This is a genomic window from Frondihabitans australicus, assembly GCF_003634555.1.
In the GTDB taxonomy this organism is placed as follows: domain Bacteria; phylum Actinomycetota; class Actinomycetes; order Actinomycetales; family Microbacteriaceae; genus Frondihabitans; species Frondihabitans australicus.
Window position 1 is genome coordinate 2,461,913 of the sequence record NZ_RBKS01000001.1, and the last position, 20,095, is coordinate 2,482,007.

Below are 20,095 nucleotides of genomic sequence, written 5' to 3' on the forward strand. Positions count from 1 at the left end.
GCTCTGTGTGACGAAATGTGGCTGGCGCCAAGAGTCGTCTGTGAATCGGGGCGAAGGATGTCCTCATGACGACGAGGGAACTCGCACTCGGGGCCGTGCTGGTGGGGGTCGGAGACGCCTCCACGCCAGAGCTGTGGCGGGATCCTGCGATCCCCCTCGACGCCAGCGTCGACATCGACTGGTACGTGAAGCAGGCGCGCGAGGCCGAGTCGTCGCTGTTCGACTTCGTCTTCATCGTCGACAGCCAGTACGTCGACGCGGGGTTCCCCAACCACCACCTGAACCGTCTCGAGCCACTCACGCTGCTCTCGGCGGTCGCCTACGCCACCTCGCGCATCGGCCTCGTCGCCACGGTGTCGACCACCTACAGCGAGCCGTTCGACATCGCCCGCCGCATCGCCTCGCTCGACCTCATCAGCCACGGGCGGGCCGGCTGGAACATCGTGACGAGCCAGGACCCGGGCACCGCCGGCAACTTCAGCCGTGACGCCCACGGCGGCTACGGGACGCGCTATCGGCGCGCGACGGAGAGCGTCGAGGTCGTGCGCGGCCTCTGGTCGTCGTACGACGACGACGCGTTCGCCACGTCGCACGACGCTCCCGCGTTCCTGAACCCCGCCGGGCAGCATCGACTCGACCACGTCGGCGAGTTCTTCCAGGTCACCGGGCCGCTCAACATCCAGCGGTCGCCGCAGGGCGAGCCGGTGCTGATCCAGGCGGGGGCCTCCGACGAGGGGCGCGACCTCAGCGCGAAGGCCGGCGAGGTGATCTTCAGCTTCTCCCCCACGCTCGCCTCGGCTCTGAGTTTCGCGGACGACGTCACGGCGCGCGCCCTCGAGCTCGGGCGGTCGCGCGACGAGCTGCTCTTCGTGCCGGGGCTGTCGATCGCGCTGGCGGCCACCGACGCCGAGGCGCAGGCGCTCCACACCTCCCGGCTTCGCGCGCAGCCGCTGGGGCCGCTGCTCGCACGTCTCGCCCGCACCTTCGGCGGGCACTCGTTCGCCGATACTCCCCTCGACGAGCCGTTCCCCGAGGTCGACACGTCGACCGAGCGGGGTGCCCTTCGTGGCGCGCAGGAGCTCGCGGACACAGCCCGCGCGAACCACTGGACCCTCCGCGACGCCCTCGACCACGTGGCCGCCTCCCACTGGGCCACCTTCGTCGGCTCGCCCGCGACCGTCGCCGCCGAGATCGTCCGCTGGTTCGACGCGGGCGCCGCCGACGGGTTCAACCTCTTCGTGCAGTACCCCGCCGACTGGCAGCTGTTCCGCGACGAGGTGGTGCCCCTGCTGCGGTCGCAGGGGGTGTTCCGCGACTCGTACGAGGGCTCGACGCTGCGGTCGCACCTCGGCCTCGCGGTGCCGTCGCCGCTCCTGCGCCCTGTGGCCTAAACTCGACGATATTCCACACATCGACGGGCGTGGGCAGAAAGAAACCCCGGCCGTCACACGGAGTGCGCTGCGCCGGGGGCTATGGCTCGATCGTAGTTCGGAATCGGAATATCGGCAAACGAGAGGCCACGCGTGCAACGTCTCGCCGCGACGATCCCCGCCGCGCGACTCGCTCCGTACGTGCACGCCCAGCCGACGAATCCCATCGGCCTGTATCGGTGGGCCACAGGTGTGTCGCTCGCCGTGTTCGATGACATCGGATGCGTCGAGGTCGCACTCCGTTCGGCCATGGCTCGGGAGCTCGCCGGAGCGTTCGGCGACGCCTGGTTCCGGCGCGACGAACTTTTCGACGACAGCACGCGCGGCATGATCGCCGAAGCATGGCGTCGCGGCCGGCTCGACCTCTTGGACGCCACCTCGGACGTCGTCGCCGGCACACTCGTCGCCACACTCAACTTCGGGATCTGGGTGAAGCTTCTCGGGCGAGGCTCGTTCTCGACTGCGTCCGGTTCGAGGGAGCGCCGCATCTACGACTCGCTCCTCTGCAAGCCCGCGCTGCGATCCGCATTTCCTGGTGCCGGCGACCTGGACCGGTCGATGGTCGAATCCGTGGCACGGCGAGTCCAAGCACTGCGCAACAGGATCGCGCACCATGAGCACATCGTCTGGGGAGTGCCGCTGGCAGGAGAGCGGGCGGCCGACGGCTCGTTCCGTCGCATACCGTTGGTCGAGGCGCATCGGGCCGTGACGGCGCTCGCAGCCTTCATCGACCCGGGCCTGGCCTCCTGGCTCGACGACTATTCTCGCGTGCCCGAACTGCTCGCGGCGTGCCCAGCCGATGAGGAAGCCCTGCTGCTCGCGTGAGCGACTGCGACATCCTGAGAAACGACCTATCGGCGCGAGCGTCGGGCAGGCCAGGATGAGGGCATGAGCGCACGCATCCACAACGACATCACCGAGGTCTTCGGCCACACCCCGCTGGTGAAGCTGAACAAGGTCGCCGAGGGGCTGGGCGCCACCGTCCTGGCCAAGCTCGAGTTCTACAACCCGTCCGCCAGCGTGAAGGACCGCCTCGGCGTCGCCATCGTCGACGCCGCTGAGAAGGCCGGCGTGCTGAAGCCAGGAGGCACCATCGTCGAGGGCACGTCGGGCAACACCGGCATTGCGCTCGCCATGGTGGGGGCCGCGCGCGGGTATCACGTGATCCTGACGATGCCGGAGACCATGAGCAAGGAGCGCCGCGCCCTGCTGCGCGCGTACGGCGCCGAGCTCGTGCTGACGCCCGGCCCGGCCGGCATGAAGGGCGCGGTCGACAAGGCCGCCGAAATCGTCGAGTCGACGCCCGGCGCGGTCGCGGCGAAGCAGTTCGAGAACGAGGCCAACCCCGCGATCCACTACGCCACCACCGGCCCCGAGGTCTGGGACGACACCGACGGCGCCGTCGACATCTTCGTCTCGGGCATCGGCACGGGAGGCACCATCACCGGCACCGGCCGCTACCTCAAAGAGAAGAAGCCGTCGGTGCAGATCGTCGGCGTCGAGCCGGCGGAGTCGCCGATCCTGAACGGCGGGGCTCCCGGGCCGCACAAGATCCAGGGCATCGGGGCGAACTTCGTGCCCGACGTGCTCGACCGCGAGGTCTACGACGAGATCGTCGACGTCGACGCCGGAACCGCGGTGAAGGTCGCCCGGCAGCTCGCGACCGACGAGGGCATCCTCGCCGGCATCTCGTCGGGCGCCACGGTGCACGCGGCCCTCGAGCTGGCGAAGCGCCCCGAGAACGCGGGCAAGACGATCGTCGTGATCGTCGCCAGCTACGGCGAGCGCTACCTGTCGACCGTCCTCTACGAGGACCTGGTCGACTGACCCCTTCGTCGACACGGTAGCGTTGTCCCCTCACCGGAAGGGGACTGCGTGACCGACCTCGACGACGCCATCGAGCGCTTCGCCCGGCCCCGGCGCCACGTCTCCCCTCTGCCGGAGGAGTCCGAGACCGTCGCCGCGGGCTGGGCCCTCGAGCTGCTGCTCCAGGAGTCCGTCATCGCCCTGCGCCGTCGCGGCGTCGAGCCGGTGCAGACCGTCATGGTGGCCGCAGGAGCAGGCAGAACCCCGACGTACAAGGTCGTGGCGCCGACCTGGCCCCTCGAGCTCTTCGCCCTCACGGCTCGCGGCGTCGCCCTGCCGTACACGATGCTCACCGCCGACGTTCCCGGCGGCCCGATCTACCCGCGCGTCGACGCACCCTGGGTCGCGGTCGAGCCGACGCCGATCGTGGTGGGCGACGGCCCCGGCGACGTCGAGGTCAACCGCCGTGGTCAGCTGCAGTGGAAGTGGTCGCGGCCGGGCCGCGGCGACGCCCGCGACATGCCGTGGACCAGCGGGTTCCGATCCCGTTTCGAGGTGAACTGGTCCGACGCGCGCCCGGGCCCGCTGCTCGAGCCGATCGCCTTCGCGATCACCGACCACCTCGACCACCGCATCGAGCGCGGCGTCCTCCACTGATGCGCGGGCGGGCGCTCTCGGCGTCCGCGCGCCCTCCCGGCGTCCGCGCGTCCCCTAGGAGCCGCGCGAACGCCGAAGCGGCGCGGCCACCCGCGGCACACCCGAGGAAGCGAGCCGCCGAGCCAACTCGTCGGGATTCCGGGCCACCGCGTAGTCCCACCGCACGACGCGACGGACGAGCGGGTGAGCCTCCAGGCGCGCCTGCCGCCTCTTCTCGTCGATGATCGCCTCGGCGGCCGTTCTGCCGCGAAGCCACCGCGGATCGGTGTACTTCCAGTCGCCGTCGAACTCGCCGACGATTCCCACTTCGGGAAACCAGAAGTCCGCGTTGCCGATCAGCCCCAGACGGTCGCGAAACGGCTGCTGCAGAACGGATGCCACGAACCCGCGGACCGCCATCCCGACCCGACTGAACGACTCGCCCGCGTACTCCGCTTTCTCGGAGGCGAAGTCGACGGCGCGGAGGGCCGTCGGGAGCCGCTTGGCGCGGGGCAGGAGCGAGAGGTGCTCCCGCACGTCGTCTCGCGAGAACATGCCGTGCCGAAGCCCGTGGTCCAGGACCACGACGGCGTTCTCGAACGGCTCAGTCAGCGCCAGGTCGGCCGCGGTTCGCGCCGCGGTCGTCACCCAGAGGTCGCCCCAGAGCTCGACATCGGCGGCGCGGAGCGCCCCCTCGCGCCGCAGGAGGGTCGCCGTGCTCCGCGATCGCACGACGCCAGAATCCGTGACTTCGACGCGCGAGGGCCACCCGTCGGCGTGGGGCAGCCCGACGACGGCCGCCGCCGACCAGTGCGAGATCGCGACGGGACGCGACAGCCGGTCGACGAGGGCTGCCACCTTCGCGACGTACCGGCCGCGGTCGTCGAGCGCCCGCCACTGGGCGGCTTCGAGGTAGACGCCGGGCGCGAGCCGCGCCAGCTCGCCCCGCGCGGCGCGCGTGCGGATGTCGCGGTCGTCGAGACCGGACCGGACGTAGTCGGAGGAACGAAGCGGGTGGACGAGCTCGTGCATCGAGCAAGAGTCGCCGGTCGCGAGCAACCGTGGGGTGGGCGGGCGCGATCTGTGGAGAGACGGCCGGAGCGAGCGGGGTGTGGAGGAGCAGTCTCGACGGCGGCGCACGTCGTCCCGGCGTGTGCGCGCGCCCTAGGACACGCGCGCACACCGGTGAGGCGCGCGCAGACCGGTAGGGTGCGCACACGCCGCCGGGGCGCGGACAGGCCGCCCGGGTACGCGCGGGCTACGTGCGCCGCGTGGCGATGACCTCGATCTCCGTCGTGACGGGCGCGAGCGCCGGGTCGGTCGTGAGCGGGAACACCCGCGGCCTCAGGACTGCGAACACACCGAACACCGCGACGACGACGGCCCCGAAGGGCGCGAGCCAGGCGACGTTTCCGGCGGCCAGGATCGCGCCGCCGACGAGCGAGCCGCCCGCGATCCCGATCTGCATCGCCGTCTGACGCACGGCCGAGGCGGTGTCGCGGCGGCCCGGCGACAGGCGGAGCGCGGCCTGCTGGAGGATGAGGGGCACTGCCGCGAATCCTGCGCCCCAGACCAGAACGGCCACCCAGGTCACGACCTGACCGTGCAGCAGCGACAGCGAGACCAGCGCCAGCACGACCGCGCCGAAGCAGCCCGCGAGCGCCGCACCGGGATGCCGGTCGACGAGACGCCCCACGAAGACGTTCGCGGCGAGGCCGGTCGCGCCGTAGCCGAGCAGCAGGAGGCTCAGCTCGGTGCCCGAGATGCCTCCGGCCCGCGCGACGACGGGTGCCGTGTAGGTGTAGACGGCGTACTGCCCGATCACCGCGCAGGTGGTGACGCAGCAGACGACGAAGATCGGCTTCGACAGGATCACCTGCCGGGCCTGGTCGAGCTGACGCCGCATGGTCGCGGAAGCCTGCGCCGGGGTCGGCGGCATCTTCGGGAGCGCCAGGATCAGGCCGACGGTGGCCGCTGCTCCTGCGACCGCCAGGACCCCGTAGGACGCCCGCCAGCCGACGGTCTGCCCGAGGATCGTGGCCAGCGGCACGCCGAGCACCATGCCGGCGGTGTTGCCGATGAGCACGAGCGACGACGCCTTGCCGCCCTGACCGCGGGGCCCGAGGCGCGACGACACCGGCGCCATGACCGACCAGAACACGCCGTGGGCGAGAGCCGTGAGCACGCGGGCGGCGATCAGCACGCCGAAGTTCGGAGCGAAGGCGGCGAGGGCCTGCGACACGACGTACGCGACGACCAGCAGGATCAGCAGGAGGTGCCGCGGAACCTTCAGGGTCAGGCTGGTGAGCGGCACCGCCCCGGCGGCCGCGAACGCGGCGTACACCGTGACGAGGAGGCCGACCGTGGCTGGGGCGACGTGGAGGCTCGCGGAGATCTGCGGCAGGAGGCCGACCGGGAGCGTCTCGGCGGTGAAGTAGACGAAGGCGCTGCAGGCGAGCGCGATGATCGCGCCGTACCGCATGCCGTCGGGGTGCTGCGGCACGGTCACGCTATGACGGTACCGTGCCGCAGCGAGGGGTTACGCCAGCGTGGCGATGTCGATCACGAAGCGGTAGCGCACGTCGGACTTCAGCACGCGCTCGTAGGCCTCGTTGACCTGGTCGACCGAGATGAGCTCGGTCTCGGGCACGATGCCGTGCTCGGCGCAGAAGTCGAGCATCTCCTGGGTCTCGCGGATGCCGCCGATCGACGAGCCCGCGAAGGTGCGGCGGCCGGCGAACAGGGTGAACACGTGGATCGGCAGGGCCTCCGGCGGGGCGCCGACGTTGACCATGGCGCCGTTCAGGTCGAGCGTCGAGAGGTACGCGTCGAGGTCCAGCGGGGCCGACACCGTGTTGATGATGAGGTCGAACTCGTTCTGGAGCGTCTCGAAGGTCGCCGGGTCGCTCGTGGCGTAGTAGTGGTCGGCGCCGAGCTTGAGGCCGTCCTCCTGCTTCGACAGCGTCTGCGAGAGCACGGTCACCTCGGCACCCATGGCGTGGGCGATCTTGACGGCCATGTGGCCGAGCCCGCCGAGGCCGACGACGGCGACCTTCTTGCCGGGGCCGGCGTTCCAGTGGTGCAGGGGCGAGTAGGTGGTGATGCCGGCGCACAGCAGCGGGGCGGCGGCGGCGAAGTCGAGCGCCTCGGGAACGCGGAGCACGAAGTCCTCGTTCACGACGACCTTCTCGGAGTACCCGCCCTGGGTGATCGAGCCGTCGGCCGGGTCGACGCCCGTGTAGGTCTGGATGTTGCCCTTCTGGCAGTACTGCTCTTCGCCGGCGAGGCAGTTCTTACACTCGCCGCACGAGTTGACCATGCAGCCGACGCCGACGCGGTCGCCGACGGCGTGCTTCGACACGTCGGAGCCTGTGGCGGAGACGAAGCCGACGATCTCGTGGCCGACCACCTGCGGGTAGGCGATCTCGCCCCACTCGCCGCGGACGGTGTGGATGTCGGAGTGGCAGATGCCGGCGTAGGCGATGTCGATGAGGACGTCGTGAGGGCCGAGGTCGCGGCGCTCGATGGTGATCTTCTGGAGGGGTTCGGTGGCGGACAGGGCAGCGTAGGCGTTGACAGTCGTGGTCACGTCATCCATTTTCGCAGGAGCCGGGCGACACCTGAGGTGCACTGACAGTGCCCCCCTCGCAGGGAATACCGCCCCGGGCCGACCCTCGACCGCCCTCAGTCGCGGTGGACGTTGCGCCGGCGCACCGCTCGAGCGGCGTACGCGATGGCGATGAGGATCACCGCGGCGATCGCGAATCCGGCGACGCGGTTGCTGCCCGGGCCGGAAGTCGCCCCCGGGGACGGCGCCGGGCTGGGGGTGACGGCGCTCGTCGCCGCGTGCGCGGAGACCGGGTCGACCAGCACGAGCACGGCCACGACCGCCAGCACCGCGAGCGAGAGGGCGAGCAGGGCGCAGGATCGGCGAACAGCAGTCACGCGACGACTCTACGGGGCTCCAGCATGTCTCGATATCGAGACATTTTCCCGTCAGGCCGCTGAAACGGGTTGCGGAACGGCCACGAAGTTAGGATAGCCTTCGCTACGTTGCTTCGCCCCGCGAGGCACGATCCCCACCCCGCACACCCCGACGAACAGGCGCACGCTCCATGATCGCAACCCTCGTGATCGGGCTCCGAGAGGGCCTCGAGGCGACGCTGATCGTCGGCATCATCGCGGCCTTCCTCAAGCGCAACCGGATCCCGATGTGGCCGATGTGGCTCGGCGTCGGCACCGCCGTCGCGCTCAGCATCGCCGTCGGCGTCGTGCTCGACCTCGTCGAGCAGGCGCTGCCGCAGGCGCAGCAGGAGGGGATGGAGGCGATCATCGGCTCCGTCGCCGTCGTCTTCGTCACCACGATGATCGTGTGGATGCGGAAGCACGCGAAGAACATGCGCGCCGAGCTCGAGGCCGAGGCCACCGCCGCCGCCTCGCGCGGCACCGCGTGGGCCCTCGCCGGCATGGCGTTCCTGGCCGTGCTGAAGGAGGGCTTCGAGACGAGCGTCTTCCTGCTCGCCACCTTCCAGGCCTCGTCGAACACCGGTCTCGCGGCCCTCGGCGCCCTCATCGGCGTGCTGGGCGCGGTCGTGATCGGCTTCCTCCTCTACACCGGCGGCGTGCGGCTCAATCTCGCGAAGTTCTTCACCGGCACCGGCGTCTTCCTCGTCTTCGTCGCCGCGGGCCTCGTCATGACGGCGCTCCGCACCGCGCACGAGGCCGGCTGGATCCTCATCGGCCAGCAGCGCACCGTCGACCTCTCCTGGCTCGCGCCGAACGGCTCGGTGCGTGGCGCCCTCATCACTGGCATCCTGGGCATCCAGCCCGACCCACGCGTAGTCGAGGTGCTCGGCTGGTTCTGCTACCTCGTGCCCGTGCTGGCGCTCGCGCTCTGGCCGCGCGCCTGGCGCCCGTCTCCCACTGCGCTCCCTCGGGTGCGTGCCGGGCTCGCCGCGGGGTTCGCCGTGGCGGCGATCGTCCTCGCGCTGGCCGTCCACGCGCCGGACGGGGCCGCCCCGCAGACGGTGTCTCTGGGCACAGGATCAGGCAGCGGCACGGCGACCGTCTCCACGGCCGGCACCGGCGCGACCGTCCGCACCACCGGCTCCGGCGCCTCCACCGTCGCGTTCGGCTCGTCGGCTCGCCGCACGGCGACGCACGACGGCGTCAGCGCCGACCGCTGGCGCACCACGTCGAAGGTCTCGACCGCGAGCCGCCCGGCGACGGTGACCGTCGACCAGCTCGTCACGCTCTTCGGCCGGATCCCGGTCGGCATCTCGCCCGACAACCAGCCCGGCCCCTACACGGCGAACTGGTCGGCCGAGCGGACCACGACGCTGTGGACGGTCGGCTCGGGGATCCTCGACGCGAAGCAGGAGCAGACGACCGTCGTCACGCTCTCCGGCGGCGGTCTCGGCACCTCCCGCACCTACACGCTCGACGAGACCCGCTGGTCGGTGCCCTCCCGCACGGCCCAGGCGACCGCCGCCGCGGTGCAGTCGCACGCCACGAGCGTCTCGGAGCTGCGGCTCTGGAACACCTGGCTGCCGATCGCGCTGGCGATCGCCGCCCTGTGGCAGGTGTTCGCGATCCTGCGCTCGCGTCGTCAGGCCGCCGCTGCTGCCGGCGCTTCCACCGCCGACGCAGTGCCCGCCGACGCCCCGGCGGACAGCGACGCCCCTCAGACCCCCTCCCCCACCACCGCTGCCGACGACGCGTCGTCGTCGCAGAGCAATCCCCCTAGGAGTTCCCCGTATGTCGTCCGGTAACCCGCAGAAGTCCCGGCTGAGGTCGGTCCTCGCCCTCACCGCCGTCGCCGTCTCGGCCGCCCTCGTGCTCGCCGGCTGCTCGACCTCGTCGTCGTCCGGCTCCGGCGACTCGTCGTCGTCGAAGGTCAACAAGATCAGCGTCACGCTGACCGGCGGCGGCTCGGACAAGTGCGCGGTGTCGTCGACGTCGGTGCCCGCGGGCCCGGTGACCTTCACGGTCGAGAACAAGTCGTCGACCGGCATCACCGAGGTCGAGCTGCTGCAGGAGCAGAAGATCCTCGGCGAGAAGGAGAACCTCGCCCCCGGCCTCGCCAAGTCGTCGTTCACCGTGACGCTCGGCGGCGGCAAATACCAGGTCTACTGCCCCGGCGCGACGAAAGAGCTCACCGACTTCACCGTGACCGGCAAGGCCGCCGCGGCATCGAACAGCTCGGCCGCGACCCTCCTGCGCCAGGGCGCGAAGCAGTACGCGACCTACGTCGACGACCAGGTCACCACCATGGTCGCGACGACCAAGGCGCTGCAGACCGCCGTCGACTCGGGCAACCTCACCGACGCACAGACCGCCTACGCGAAGGCCCGCCCCTACTACGAACGCGTCGAGAGCGACGTCGACGGCTTCGTGAAGCCCGGCTTCAAGGCGACCGACAACGCCGGAAACCTCGACTACCTCATCGACATGCGCGCGTCGAATCTCGACCCGAAGGTCGGCTGGCACGGCTACCACGCGGTCGAGCGCGACCTGTTCCAGTCGAAGGCCATCACCGCGTCGACCAAGACCCTCGCCGCCGAGCTCACCAGCAACGTCGAGGAGCTCTCGAAGCTCGTCCCGTCGCTGTCATACAAGCCCGAAGACCTCGCGAACGGCGCCGCGGGCCTGCTCGAAGAGGTCCAGACCGAGAAGGTCACCGGCGAAGAAGAGGCGTTCAGCCACATCGACCTCGTCGACCTCGCAGCCAACGTCGAGGGCGCCGAAGAGGCCTTCGCTTACATGCGCCCGGGCCTTCAGAAGCTCGACCCGTCGATCACCAAGGCGATCGCCGCGCAGTTCACGAAGACCGACGCGCTGCTCGACACCTACCGCTCGTCGACCGGCCTCGGCGGCTTCATCACGTACGACGCCGCGACGAAGGCGAAGGACGCCAACACGATCTCGCAGCAGGTCCAGGCACTGCAGGACCCTCTGTCGCAGCTGGCCGCCAAGGTCGCCACGGCGTGACCGACGGCGTTTCGCGCCGCGCCCTGCTCGGCGGCGGGCTCGCGGCAGCAGGAGCCGGCGTGGGCGCGCTGGCAGGGGCCGGCGGCACCCTCGCGGCGCAGGCGGCGGCAGCACCCCCGCCCGACGAGAGCATCGACCTCTCGCAGAGCCACCCGTTCTACGCCACAGCGGCCCGGCAGACGCAGGGCGGCATCGAGACGCCCCCGCAGCGGTACTGCGTGTTCATGACGTTCGACATGGCGTCGACGCTGACCACCGACCTGCAGGTGCTGCTCGCCCGCTGGTCCGCGGCCATCGCGCAGCTGCAGGCCGGCAAGACCATCGGCACCGTCGAGCCGTCGCACGGCGCGGGCGTCGGAGCCGACACGGGCGAGGCCCTCGACCTCGGGCCCGCGTCACTCACCGTGACGGTGGGGCTCGGCCCGGGCATCTTCGACGAGCGGTTCGGCCTGGCGAAGCACAAGCCCGCGCATCTCGCGGCGATCCCGGCGCTGCCGAGCGACAACCTCGACGCGTCGCTCACCGGCGGCGACCTGTCGCTGCAGGCGTGCGCCGACGACCCGCAGGTGGCGTACCACGCGATCCGCGACCTCGCGCGGATGGCCCGCGGCACCGCGACCGTGAAGTGGACCGTGCTCGGATTCGGTCGCGCCTCGGCCGGTGCGAACCAGTCGACGCCGCGCAACCTCATGGGATTCAAGGACGGCACGCGCAACATCAAGGAGCCCGCCGACTTCTCGAAGTTCGTCTACCTGAAGGACGACGCCGGCTGGATGGCCGGCGGCACCTACCAGGTGGTCCGCAAGATCGAGATCAACATCGAGATCTGGGACGCCGACGTCATCAGCGACCAGCAGCGCGTCTTCGGCCGCGACAAGGTCGCGGGCGCGCCGCTGTCGGGCGGCACCGAGTTCACCACGCCGAACTTCCACAAGGCCGGCGACTTCAACGGCCGGGCGATCGACCCCACGGCGCACATCGCGCTCGCCGCGCACGAGAACAACGACGGCGTGAAGATCCTGCGCCGCTCGTACAACTACACCGACGGGCTGAACCAGTACGGGCAGCTCGACGCGGGGCTGTTCTTCGCCGCCTACATGAACGACCCCGAGCACTTCACCCGGATTCAGACGCGTCTCGGCGCCTCGGATCGGCTGAACGAGTACATCTCGCACATCGGCTCGGGCGTCTTCGCCGTGCCGCCGGCGCCGCGGTCGGGGTCGTACGTGGGCGAGGCGCTCTTCGGCTGACCTGTTGTTTGCCTCAGTCCTCAGATTTGACGACCCGAAAGTCACCGTCCACAAGCCTTACGGTCATGCCGCCAGATCCCGGAGCAGTTCCGGTGGTCTCCAGAATGTCGAGCCATACGGCCCAGTAAAGGTCGCCCGCGTCGAAGCGTCGACCCGGTGAGCCCTGGACCTCCGCAAGGAGTTCTCGAAACGGACGGTCCAGGTCTTCCGAACCGATTTCGACGACGAAATCGCGCGCACCACGCCCGGTGACGACGAGGTCGTCCGCGTCATTTCTGGCCACGCCCGGCTCATTGGACTCGACCCACGCAACGAAGCCCTCCCTCGTGATTGGCATGTGTCAGCGGACATCTGGTCGCGTGCACGTCAGGTGAATCGCAATTCCGACGATCACCTCAGCGACCCCGATCACGGCGGTTCCCACCTTGAAATCGAAGAGAAGCAGTGCGATTCCAGCCGACACCAGCGCAAACGAAATCAGCGTCCACCGCGGTCCGACTCGTCCGTCAAAATACCTGACGGAGTGTCCCAAGAAGCTTTTCACGTCAGCAATGCCTATCGCGCTTCGGGACGGCTCGTGTCAGCCGCTTTCGGCGACGCATGTGACGTAGCCTCTCCGAACCCGCCAGCGAATGCAAGACCGATGTGGCGGTGCCGCCCCGGCGCCGCGCCAAGGGCAGCGGGGCAGGGCTAGTCTGACCGCGTGCGATCACGCGTCCGGGTGATCGCCGCTGCGGCGGCGGTCCTCTTCGCCACGGGGGCGCTTACGCTCCAGGGCGGCCTCGGAGTGCCCGCGCCCGCCTCGGCCGCACCCGCGGCACCGACCGCGGCCCCAGACCTCCCCGAGTGCCCCACGCCCCAGCAGCTCGCGCAGCGCGAGACCCCGATCGGCACCGACGCCAACGTCTCGGTCTTCGTCGGCGGCGACTACTCGGTCGGGGCGAATGCGGCCGAGAGCGAGGGCGTCCTCGCCGTCGGCGGCACGGCGACCTTCGACAAGACAAACGGCGGCACCTTCAACGTCGGAGTCGTCGGCTTCGGCTCCGGCGTCGTCCCGCCCGCCGGCAGCGACATGCTCCTCACGGGCGGAGACGCGACCCCGGGAGCCACGACCACCGTCGACGTCGGCCACGGCATCGGCGGCAACGTCGTCGCCGGCGGCACCGCCGCACCCCTCGACCGGTTCGAGACGAGCGGCGGCACGGTCACGAGCGACGCCGCCGACCCCCTCGGGCCGTTCGCGACGTTCGGCACGACGATCCGCACGAAGTCGACCCAGTACGCGGCGCTCCCCACGACCGGCACGACGTCCGAGCGCTTCAACACGCTCACCTTCACCGGTGACGGCTCCTCGGCCACGCAGGTCTTCCGGATCCCGGGCGACGAGCTCGGCACACAGAGCGAGCCGCGCGCCGTCGAGTTCGTCCGCATCCCGACCGACGCCCGGATCATCATCACCGTCACCGGTTCGACCGCTGCCGTCTACCCGGCCGGCTTCTTCACCGACGCCTCCACCGAGCAGATCTCATTCGGCGACCCCCGCTTCGTCGAGCTCGCCACGCACACGATGTGGAACTTCGCCGACGCGGCCGACGTGACGATCGGCACCGGCGACCAGCTCCTGGGCTCGGTCATGGTGCCTTCGGCAACCGCGACGACCAGGATCACCGCGAGCACCAACGGGCGACTGCTCATCGGCGGCGACCTCGTCTTCGACGGCCAGGGCAACGAGGCGCACTCGTTCCCGTTCCCCGACGACGACTTCGAGTGCAAGCCGACGATCGACCCGCCGGTGGCGACGGGCGGCCTCGCAGTGCGGAAGGTCGTGAGCGACGCGGATGGCGTCGCCGATCCTGCGCAGGAGTTCGTGGGCACCTGGTCGTGCACGGAGGCGCCCGGCACCGAGGAGCCCGGCGGCACCTGGCGAGTGACGGCGAGCGGGGCCGCGACGACCATCGCCGAGAACCTGCCGGTGGGGTCGGTGTGCCGGGTGGCGGAGGGCCCGCCCGACGGGCCCGTCGCCGACGACCCGTCGTACGGGTGGGCGCCGCCGACGATCACGCCGTCGACCGTGACGATCGGCGACGGCACGGTGTCGGAGGTGACCGTGACGAACACGGTCACGCGCAGCACGGGCGGCTTCGACATCGTCAAGGCGCTCGACGATCCGACCGGCCGCGTCGACCCGGGTCGCACGTACTCGGGCGGGTGGTCGTGCGCGGTCGGCGACGCGACGGTGGCGTCGGGCACCTGGAGCCTCACCGCCGGTGGCGCGCCGCACACCGTCAGCGGAGTCCCGACCGGCGCCGTCTGCTCCGTGACCGAAGACGAACCCACCGCTCCCGTGCCCGGAGACCCGAGCGCCGTCTGGGAGCCACCCGTCATCTCGCCCGACACGATCACGGTCGGCGACGGCACGACCCCGACGGTCACGGTGACCAATCGCGTCGAGGAGGTCACCGGCTCGTTCGCCGTGACGAAGTCCGTGTCGCGGCCGAGCGACGGCGTGGTGCCCGGCACTCGCTTCACGTTCGACTGGCGCTGCACGGCGCCGGGCGGCGCGACGCTGTCGGGTTCGGTCGAGGTGGCGGCGGGAGGCGTCGAGACGGTCGCCGGGGTGGCTGTCGGCAGCTCCTGCACCCTGACGGAGACGGGCACGCCTCCGGTCGCGGACGACTCGTACGAGTGGCTCGACCCGGTCTGGTCGGTCGACGGCGGCGCGGAGACCACGGGACGCGAGGCGACGTTCACGATCCCCGCGGCCGGATCACGGCTCGTGACCGTGGCCTGGCGCGACGAGATCGTGCGGCACGTCGGAACGCTCGACGTCCTGAAGTCACTCGACGACCCCGACCACGTCGTGGCACCCACGCAGACGTACCACGTGATCTGGTCGTGCGTGCTGCCGGGCGGCGGAGACGAGAGCGGGGCCGACGACATCCTCGCCGACGGCATCGGGCACGACCTCGCCACCGACCTGCCCTTCGGCACGCGGTGCAACGTGTCGGAAGACCTGCAGATCTCGGCGTCGCCCTCCTCCGACGGCGATCGGGCGTTCCGCTGGGCGGCACCGGTTCTCGGTGACAGCGAGGTGGTGATCGGCGAGGGCGGCTCGACGGTGTCGATCGTGCACATCGACAACACGGTCGCCGACGTGACCACCTCGGCGACCATCGCGAAGGTCGTCGACGCGCCGTCCGGTGGTGCGCCGAGTGGCGCCGTCTATCGGGGAAGCGTTCGGTGCATCGCACCCGACGGCTCCGTGCGCACCGCGACCTGGGCGGTGTCGGCCGGTCGACCCGCCGCGCCGCTCATCGACGGACTCGTCGACGGCACCGCGTGCACCGTCACCGAGGCGACGCCTCCTGCGGCCGACGGCTTCGAGTGGCAGCAGCCGGTCGTCAGCCCCGACTCGTTCGTCGCCCACGCCGGCTCGACCGTGTCCGTCACCGTGCGCAACACCCTCGTCGCCGACCCCGAGTCGCCCGGTGGCGGCACCGTCTCGCCGAGCGACACCGCCGGGTCGCAGGAGCTCGCGGCCACCGGCTCCACCCCGGCCCCGGCCGCTCTGATCGCCGCCCTCCTCCTCGCCGCGGGAGCGTCGCTCGTGGAGACGTCGCGGCGCCGGCGCCCTCGCCGCTAGTGAGGCGGCTCGCCCTACTTCGTCGGCACCTGGATCTGGCTGAACTCGGAGGCGCTGTGCGAGAAGCCCACGACCAGTCCGATGACGATCAGCGCGATCGAGATCCAGATCGGCCAGAGCCCGCGCTTAGGGGCGACCCCGTGGACGATCACCGAGCGGCCGATCGTGTAGACGATCCCGAGGAACGCCCAGCCCCACGCGAACGGGCGCACCACGCCCTGCCGCTGCAGCCACTTCTGATCGCGGAAGGCCAGCACGATCGTCACCACGTAGAGGGCGAGGCTGACCCCGAGCATCGCGAAGTAGGTCGGCGTGTAGATCGAGAACGGATCGATGGTGCGGATCCCGTTGACTCTCTCGTAGCTCAGGTGCGGCGTGTAGGTGAAGCTCAGCGGCCAGCTCAGCAGCGGCAGCAGCACGATCAGCCAGATGAAGACCGAGTACACGGGTCGATCGGGCGGAAGCTGAGGGCGCTGCCAGACGGCGCCGACCACGACGGGCGGAGTGTTCGACGGGGCGGGGCGGCCGGCCGCGGGGTCAGCGGACGTGCTCGAACTCCAGGCGTAGCCGTCCCACCACCGGTAGGGCGCCTGCCCCGACGGGTCCTGATACCACCCGGCCGGTGTCTGGCGCTGGCCGTCCGGCACACCACTGTCGCTCACGTGCTCCCCCTCGTGCTCGCGCGAGGCGACCGCCGCGTCGCGCTGCCCCCACCCTACGCGGACGTCACAGCGTCGGCCTCGGCCGCCACGCTGCCCGTCAGCGGCCGCGGAACGTCTGCAGGGGCGCGACCTCGCGCCAGCCGAGCGCGGTGTAGAGCGGACGCCCGTCGATCGACGCCATGAGCAGCCCCGTGGTAGCGCCGCCGTCCACCGCGGCCGCGGTTAGAGCCGCCATCACGCGCGACGCCAGACCCCGACGCCGAAAGCGCGAGTCCGTCGAGATCCGGTCGAACACCGCGTCGCCGCCCACGACGGCGAGCTGGCCGCGCGCAGCCTCCTCGCCGTCGATCGTGATCGTCGCGTGCGTGACGCCGTCGATCGCCTCCAGGTCGACGCCGGCCACCGGGTCGGCCGAGCCCGGGGCCGAACCCGAGACCGAGGGCGCAGGATCGGGAAGCCCGAACGTCATCATGCACTCGGCATGCGTCACGGGCTCGAGGCCGGGCGGGAGGGCCGGCTGAGGAGAGCCCAGCACGGTGACCCACACATCCTGCGCGCCGGAGGCCCGGTCGGCGAGGGCGTCGATCTCAGCCTGTGACGGGAGGGCGATGAAGTATTCGGCGGCCCGTGTCGCCGCGCGGACGTCGACGAGCCAGGCGCGGCCGACTCGCCTGCGGGTTGCACCCCGCGAGACGGCCCACGCCGCTACCCACCGGTCGAGGAGCGCCGCGAGGTCGTCGCCTGCCGGCGCAGGGTCGGTGTCGAGAGTCACCCCTCGACCCTAGGCGCACATGTTCGGGAGGATGCGAGTCCTCCCGAGGCGGCCTCGCCCACGGGTGCCGCGGGCGGGCACGCGCCAACATCCTCCCGGCGAGTCGACATCGCGGCCGATCTCCTCCCGAACATGCACCGCGGCGGTCCTGCACTCCGCTGGTTCGCCGTTCGGGAGGACATCGCGGTCGCGCATCCTCCCGAACGCGCGCCGCCGGCCCGGATTTCCTCCGAGAGATGCGCGCAGCTCCGGAAATCCTCCCGAGCGGCGGCGAAATCCTCCCGAGCGGACAACCGCGGCCGAGCGCCCGGCGCACACACCACCCCTCTTGTGGGGCCTTCTGCCGACTTGTCGGCGACCGAACCGGGGCGTACTGTTCGTCGTGAAACGGCCCCGCCACCGCGCTTAACCACCGCACCGGCGAGACGTGTAGACGGTCGTCCGACCGTGGATCAGCCCCGACCTGGGAGTACCGCAATGCCTTTCGTGACCCCTTTCCGCGCGAAGATCGCCGCCTGGATCGCCATCCCCGCCGCCCTCGTGGCCTCGGGCATCGTGGTCGGAACGGCCTCGTACTCGGCCTTCTCGGCGACCACGTCGAACCCGACGAGCAACTGGTCGGCGGGTAACGTCAACCTCACCGACGACGACAACAACGTCGCGCTCTTCACCGCGACCGGCCTCAAGCCCGGCTCGACCGGCACGAACTGCATCGCGGTGACCTCGACCGGCTCGCTGCCGTCGACCGTCAAGCTGTACGGCGCGAACTACGCGACGACGAACGCGCTGGCGAGCAACATCAACCTCACGGTGACGCAGGGCACCGGCGGCGGCTTCGGCACGTGCACCGGCTTCACGGCCCTCGGCACCGGGTCGAGCGTCTACAGCGGCACGCTCGCCGCGTTCGGCACCGGTGACACGAACTTCGCCACCGGCGTCGGCAGCTGGGCGCCGACCGGCACGGCGTCCGAGACCCGCGTGTTCCAGTTCACCTGGACCGTCCCCACCGCCGCCCCGAGCACGATCATGGGCGGCACCGCCGCGATCGGCTTCACCTGGGAGGCCGACAACAGCTGATGTCCGCGTCGACCGCGGGCCGATCGGGCGCGGCGGCACAGACGACGCGGGTCGCCGACGCGGAGAGGCTCCGCGAGATCGTCGACCCGCACCATCGGCACTCGTCGGGGCCCGACCCGAGGGCGCAGGATGCACGTGACTGGCTCCGCCTGATCGTCGCCTCCGTCGCGCGCGGCCTCATCGCGACAGTCCTCGGGCTGGCGTTCTGGGCGGCGGCCCCGGCCGTGCTCGGCTGGCATCCAACGACCGTGATGACCGGCTCGATGGAGCCCCGGATCCACCCGGGCGACGTGGTCGTCTCGGTGCCGGTTCCGCCGGCGAAGATCCAGCTCGGCAAGGTGATCCTGTTCCGCGACCCCGCGCATCCGGGCGAGCTGCGCCTGCACCGCTACTACCGCGTCGGCCCGGGCGGCTCACTCGTCACGAAGGGCGACGCGAACCCCACCGCCGACGCGACGCCGGTGGCGCGGAGCGCGGTCGAGGGCGTGGCCCTGCTGCGGGTGCCGTGGATCGGTCTGCCGATCCTGTGGCTGCACGAGGGGAAGTGGCTGTACCTCGCCATCACGGCGGCGGTGCTCACGCTGCTGCTCGGCTTCACCGGCATCGACAGCGATCTGCGGCACGGGCGCGGCGACCCCGCGCGGGTCCGCCGCCTCGAGACCGAGCGTGGGCGGAAGGCCGTCGCGAAGGCCGAGGCGTCGCGCTCCGCGTACATCGAGGCCGAGCGGAAGGCGATCACGCGGCGCACGATCCGCCTCCGCGCGCGGCGGGTGAAGCGGCTGCGGGTCGCGGGAGGGGCACTCGCGCTGATCCTGCTCGCCGGTGCCGCCACGTCGATGGCGCCGACGCCCGCCGCCCTCGCCGCCTCGTGGGTCGGCACGACGAGCAATCCGACCTCGAACCTCACGGCGGCCACGGCGGTCGCGCCGACGGGTCTCACCTGCACGAACAATGCCGACGGCTCGACGGTGACGATCGGATGGTCGTACGCGGGGTCGGTGACCCCGGCCACCTTCAGCGTGATCAACAACGGGACGGTGTACGCGACCGCCCCCGGCACGTCCACGTCGACGACGCTCAGCGTGACGTCGCTGCTCGGCCTCGGCCTCGCGACCTACCCGGTGTCGGTGCGGACCGACCTCGTCGCGGGAAACACGGCCTGGACGGCGATGTCGACGACCACCGTGGGCGTCAAGGTGACCGCCCTGCTCGGGATCACCTCGGTGCGCTGCGCCTGATCCCGTCGAGCGCGGCGCGCAGGATCGGCCGGACGTAGTCGCGGTCGCCCGAGATCACGGCCACGGCGTGCACCAGGTCCACCACCTGGTCGATGGTGAGTTCCGGCCTGACCTCGCCGGACTCGCGGGCGGCGTCGAGCAGCGGTCTCGCCGCCTCGATGACCCGCGAGCGCGCGTCGCCGAACACGGGGTCGGCGCTGTCGGTGTGCTTGAGCAGCTCGCGGCCCACCAGGCGCTTGCTCGCGATGAAGGCGGCGAACTGACTGAGCCAGGCGTCGAGCCGATCGGCCGGAGTCGCACCGTCGACCGCGCCGGCCCAGGCGCAGATGGCGTCGACCTCGTCGGCGTAGAGAGCCTCGAGTAGCTCTCGGCGGCCCGGGTAGTTGCGATACAGCGTCGCCATGCCGACGCCGGCCCGTCGCGCGACCTCGGCCATCGACACGTCGGCATCAGGATCAGCGAAGGCCTCGCGGGCGGCGTCGAGGATCCGCGCTCGGTTCTGCTCGGCGTCGGCGCGGCGGCCGGTCGAGGGGGTGGCGGGAGTCATCTCATCCTTAAGTGGACAGGCTATCCGTTCAGGCGTACGGTACA

Annotated in this window: 18 protein-coding genes; 10 read left to right on the plus strand and 8 right to left on the minus strand. The window is 71.1% G+C overall.

The annotated features are described in order from the left end of the window. Nucleotides 1-65: 65 nt before the first annotated feature. The 4 genes from C8E83_RS11520 to C8E83_RS11535 all read left to right on the plus strand — a co-directional run bounded on the left by C8E83_RS11520 (nt 66) and on the right by C8E83_RS11535 (nt 3,893). The gene (locus tag C8E83_RS11520) at nt 66-1,391 is read left to right on the plus strand and encodes an NtaA/DmoA family FMN-dependent monooxygenase (RefSeq protein ID WP_121370024.1); all 1,326 of its coding nucleotides are present in this window, start codon (nt 66-68) and stop codon (nt 1,389-1,391) included. Nucleotides 1,392-1,523: 132 nt separating this feature from the next. Beyond that, the gene (locus C8E83_RS11525; protein WP_170159923.1) at nt 1,524-2,255 is read left to right on the plus strand and encodes an Abi family protein; all 732 of its coding nucleotides are present in this window, start codon (nt 1,524-1,526) and stop codon (nt 2,253-2,255) included. A gap of 63 nt (nt 2,256-2,318) precedes the next feature. Then, a complete protein-coding gene (gene cysK / locus C8E83_RS11530; protein WP_121370026.1) occupies nt 2,319-3,257 on the plus strand; it encodes a cysteine synthase A in 939 nt (312 codons plus the stop codon). 48 nt (nt 3,258-3,305) lie between these two features. Then, on the plus strand, nt 3,306-3,893 hold the full coding sequence (locus tag C8E83_RS11535; protein WP_121370027.1) for a hypothetical protein: 588 nt from the start codon (nt 3,306-3,308) through the stop codon (nt 3,891-3,893). A 54-nt stretch (nt 3,894-3,947) separates the two neighbouring features. Here the strand turns inward: C8E83_RS11535 and C8E83_RS11540 are convergent, their stop codons facing one another. The 4 genes from C8E83_RS11540 to C8E83_RS11555 form a co-directional block, all read right to left on the minus strand. Next, nucleotides 3,948-4,904: a hypothetical protein gene (locus tag C8E83_RS11540; RefSeq protein WP_121370028.1), complete on the minus strand. Its 957-nt coding sequence runs from the start codon at nt 4,902-4,904 to the stop codon at nt 3,948-3,950. Nucleotides 4,905-5,130: 226 nt separating this feature from the next. Beyond that, a complete protein-coding gene (locus C8E83_RS11545; RefSeq protein ID WP_121370029.1) occupies nt 5,131-6,381 on the minus strand; it encodes an MFS transporter in 1,251 nt (416 codons plus the stop codon). Nucleotides 6,382-6,411: 30 nt separating this feature from the next. Beyond that, nucleotides 6,412-7,470 (minus strand): NAD(P)-dependent alcohol dehydrogenase, encoded by a 1,059-nt coding sequence (locus C8E83_RS11550; protein ID WP_121370030.1) that lies wholly within the window; start codon nt 7,468-7,470, stop codon nt 6,412-6,414. Nucleotides 7,471-7,556: 86 nt separating this feature from the next. Further along, a complete protein-coding gene (locus tag C8E83_RS11555; protein ID WP_121370031.1) occupies nt 7,557-7,817 on the minus strand; it encodes a hypothetical protein in 261 nt (86 codons plus the stop codon). 170 nt (nt 7,818-7,987) lie between these two features. Here C8E83_RS11555 and efeU point away from each other — a divergent pair, with 170 nt between their 5' ends. Genes efeU through C8E83_RS11570 form a run of 3 tightly spaced genes read left to right on the plus strand, consistent with a single transcriptional unit; the run spans nt 7,988 to nt 12,112 of the window. Continuing rightward, nucleotides 7,988-9,643 (plus strand): iron uptake transporter permease EfeU, encoded by a 1,656-nt coding sequence (gene efeU / locus C8E83_RS11560; protein WP_121370032.1) that lies wholly within the window; start codon nt 7,988-7,990, stop codon nt 9,641-9,643. Beyond that, complete coding sequence (gene efeO / locus C8E83_RS11565) at nt 9,630-10,862, plus strand: iron uptake system protein EfeO (protein WP_121370033.1); 1,233 nt, start codon at nt 9,630-9,632, stop codon at nt 10,860-10,862. The genes efeU and efeO overlap by 14 nt, the downstream gene beginning before the upstream one ends. After that, nucleotides 10,859-12,112: a Dyp-type peroxidase gene (locus C8E83_RS11570; RefSeq protein ID WP_121370034.1), complete on the plus strand. Its 1,254-nt coding sequence runs from the start codon at nt 10,859-10,861 to the stop codon at nt 12,110-12,112. Before efeO ends, C8E83_RS11570 begins: the two co-directional genes overlap by 4 nt. A gap of 13 nt (nt 12,113-12,125) precedes the next feature. Here the strand turns inward: C8E83_RS11570 and C8E83_RS11575 are convergent, their stop codons facing one another. Then, on the minus strand, nt 12,126-12,395 hold the full coding sequence (locus C8E83_RS11575) for a hypothetical protein (protein ID WP_147430161.1): 270 nt from the start codon (nt 12,393-12,395) through the stop codon (nt 12,126-12,128). Between the two features lie 420 nt (nt 12,396-12,815). On the opposite strand from C8E83_RS11575, the gene C8E83_RS11580 reads away from it, so the two are divergent. Then, nucleotides 12,816-15,755, plus strand: a complete 2,940-nt coding sequence (locus tag C8E83_RS11580; protein ID WP_147430162.1) for a DUF5979 domain-containing protein — start codon at nt 12,816-12,818, stop codon at nt 15,753-15,755. Between the two features lie 14 nt (nt 15,756-15,769). Here C8E83_RS11580 and C8E83_RS11585 read toward each other — a convergent pair whose 3' ends face one another. Together C8E83_RS11585 and C8E83_RS11590 are read right to left on the minus strand one after the other, a co-directional pair. After that, on the minus strand, nt 15,770-16,417 hold the full coding sequence (locus C8E83_RS11585; protein WP_121370037.1) for a DUF2510 domain-containing protein: 648 nt from the start codon (nt 16,415-16,417) through the stop codon (nt 15,770-15,772). A gap of 97 nt (nt 16,418-16,514) precedes the next feature. Continuing rightward, a complete protein-coding gene (locus C8E83_RS11590; RefSeq protein WP_121370038.1) occupies nt 16,515-17,189 on the minus strand; it encodes a GNAT family N-acetyltransferase in 675 nt (224 codons plus the stop codon). Nucleotides 17,190-17,666: 477 nt separating this feature from the next. On the opposite strand from C8E83_RS11590, the gene C8E83_RS11595 reads away from it, so the two are divergent. Then, nucleotides 17,667-18,266, plus strand: coding sequence for a hypothetical protein (locus C8E83_RS11595; protein WP_121370039.1), 600 nt, complete (start codon nt 17,667-17,669; stop codon nt 18,264-18,266). Continuing rightward, a complete protein-coding gene (locus tag C8E83_RS11600; RefSeq protein ID WP_121370040.1) occupies nt 18,266-19,504 on the plus strand; it encodes a signal peptidase I in 1,239 nt (412 codons plus the stop codon). The genes C8E83_RS11595 and C8E83_RS11600 overlap by 1 nt, the downstream gene beginning before the upstream one ends. Here the strand turns inward: C8E83_RS11600 and C8E83_RS11605 are convergent. Next, entirely contained in the window at nt 19,482-20,051 is a 570-nt protein-coding gene (locus tag C8E83_RS11605; protein WP_121370041.1) for a TetR/AcrR family transcriptional regulator, read from the minus strand. The genes C8E83_RS11600 and C8E83_RS11605 overlap by 23 nt on opposite strands. Nucleotides 20,052-20,095 lie beyond the last annotated feature (44 nt).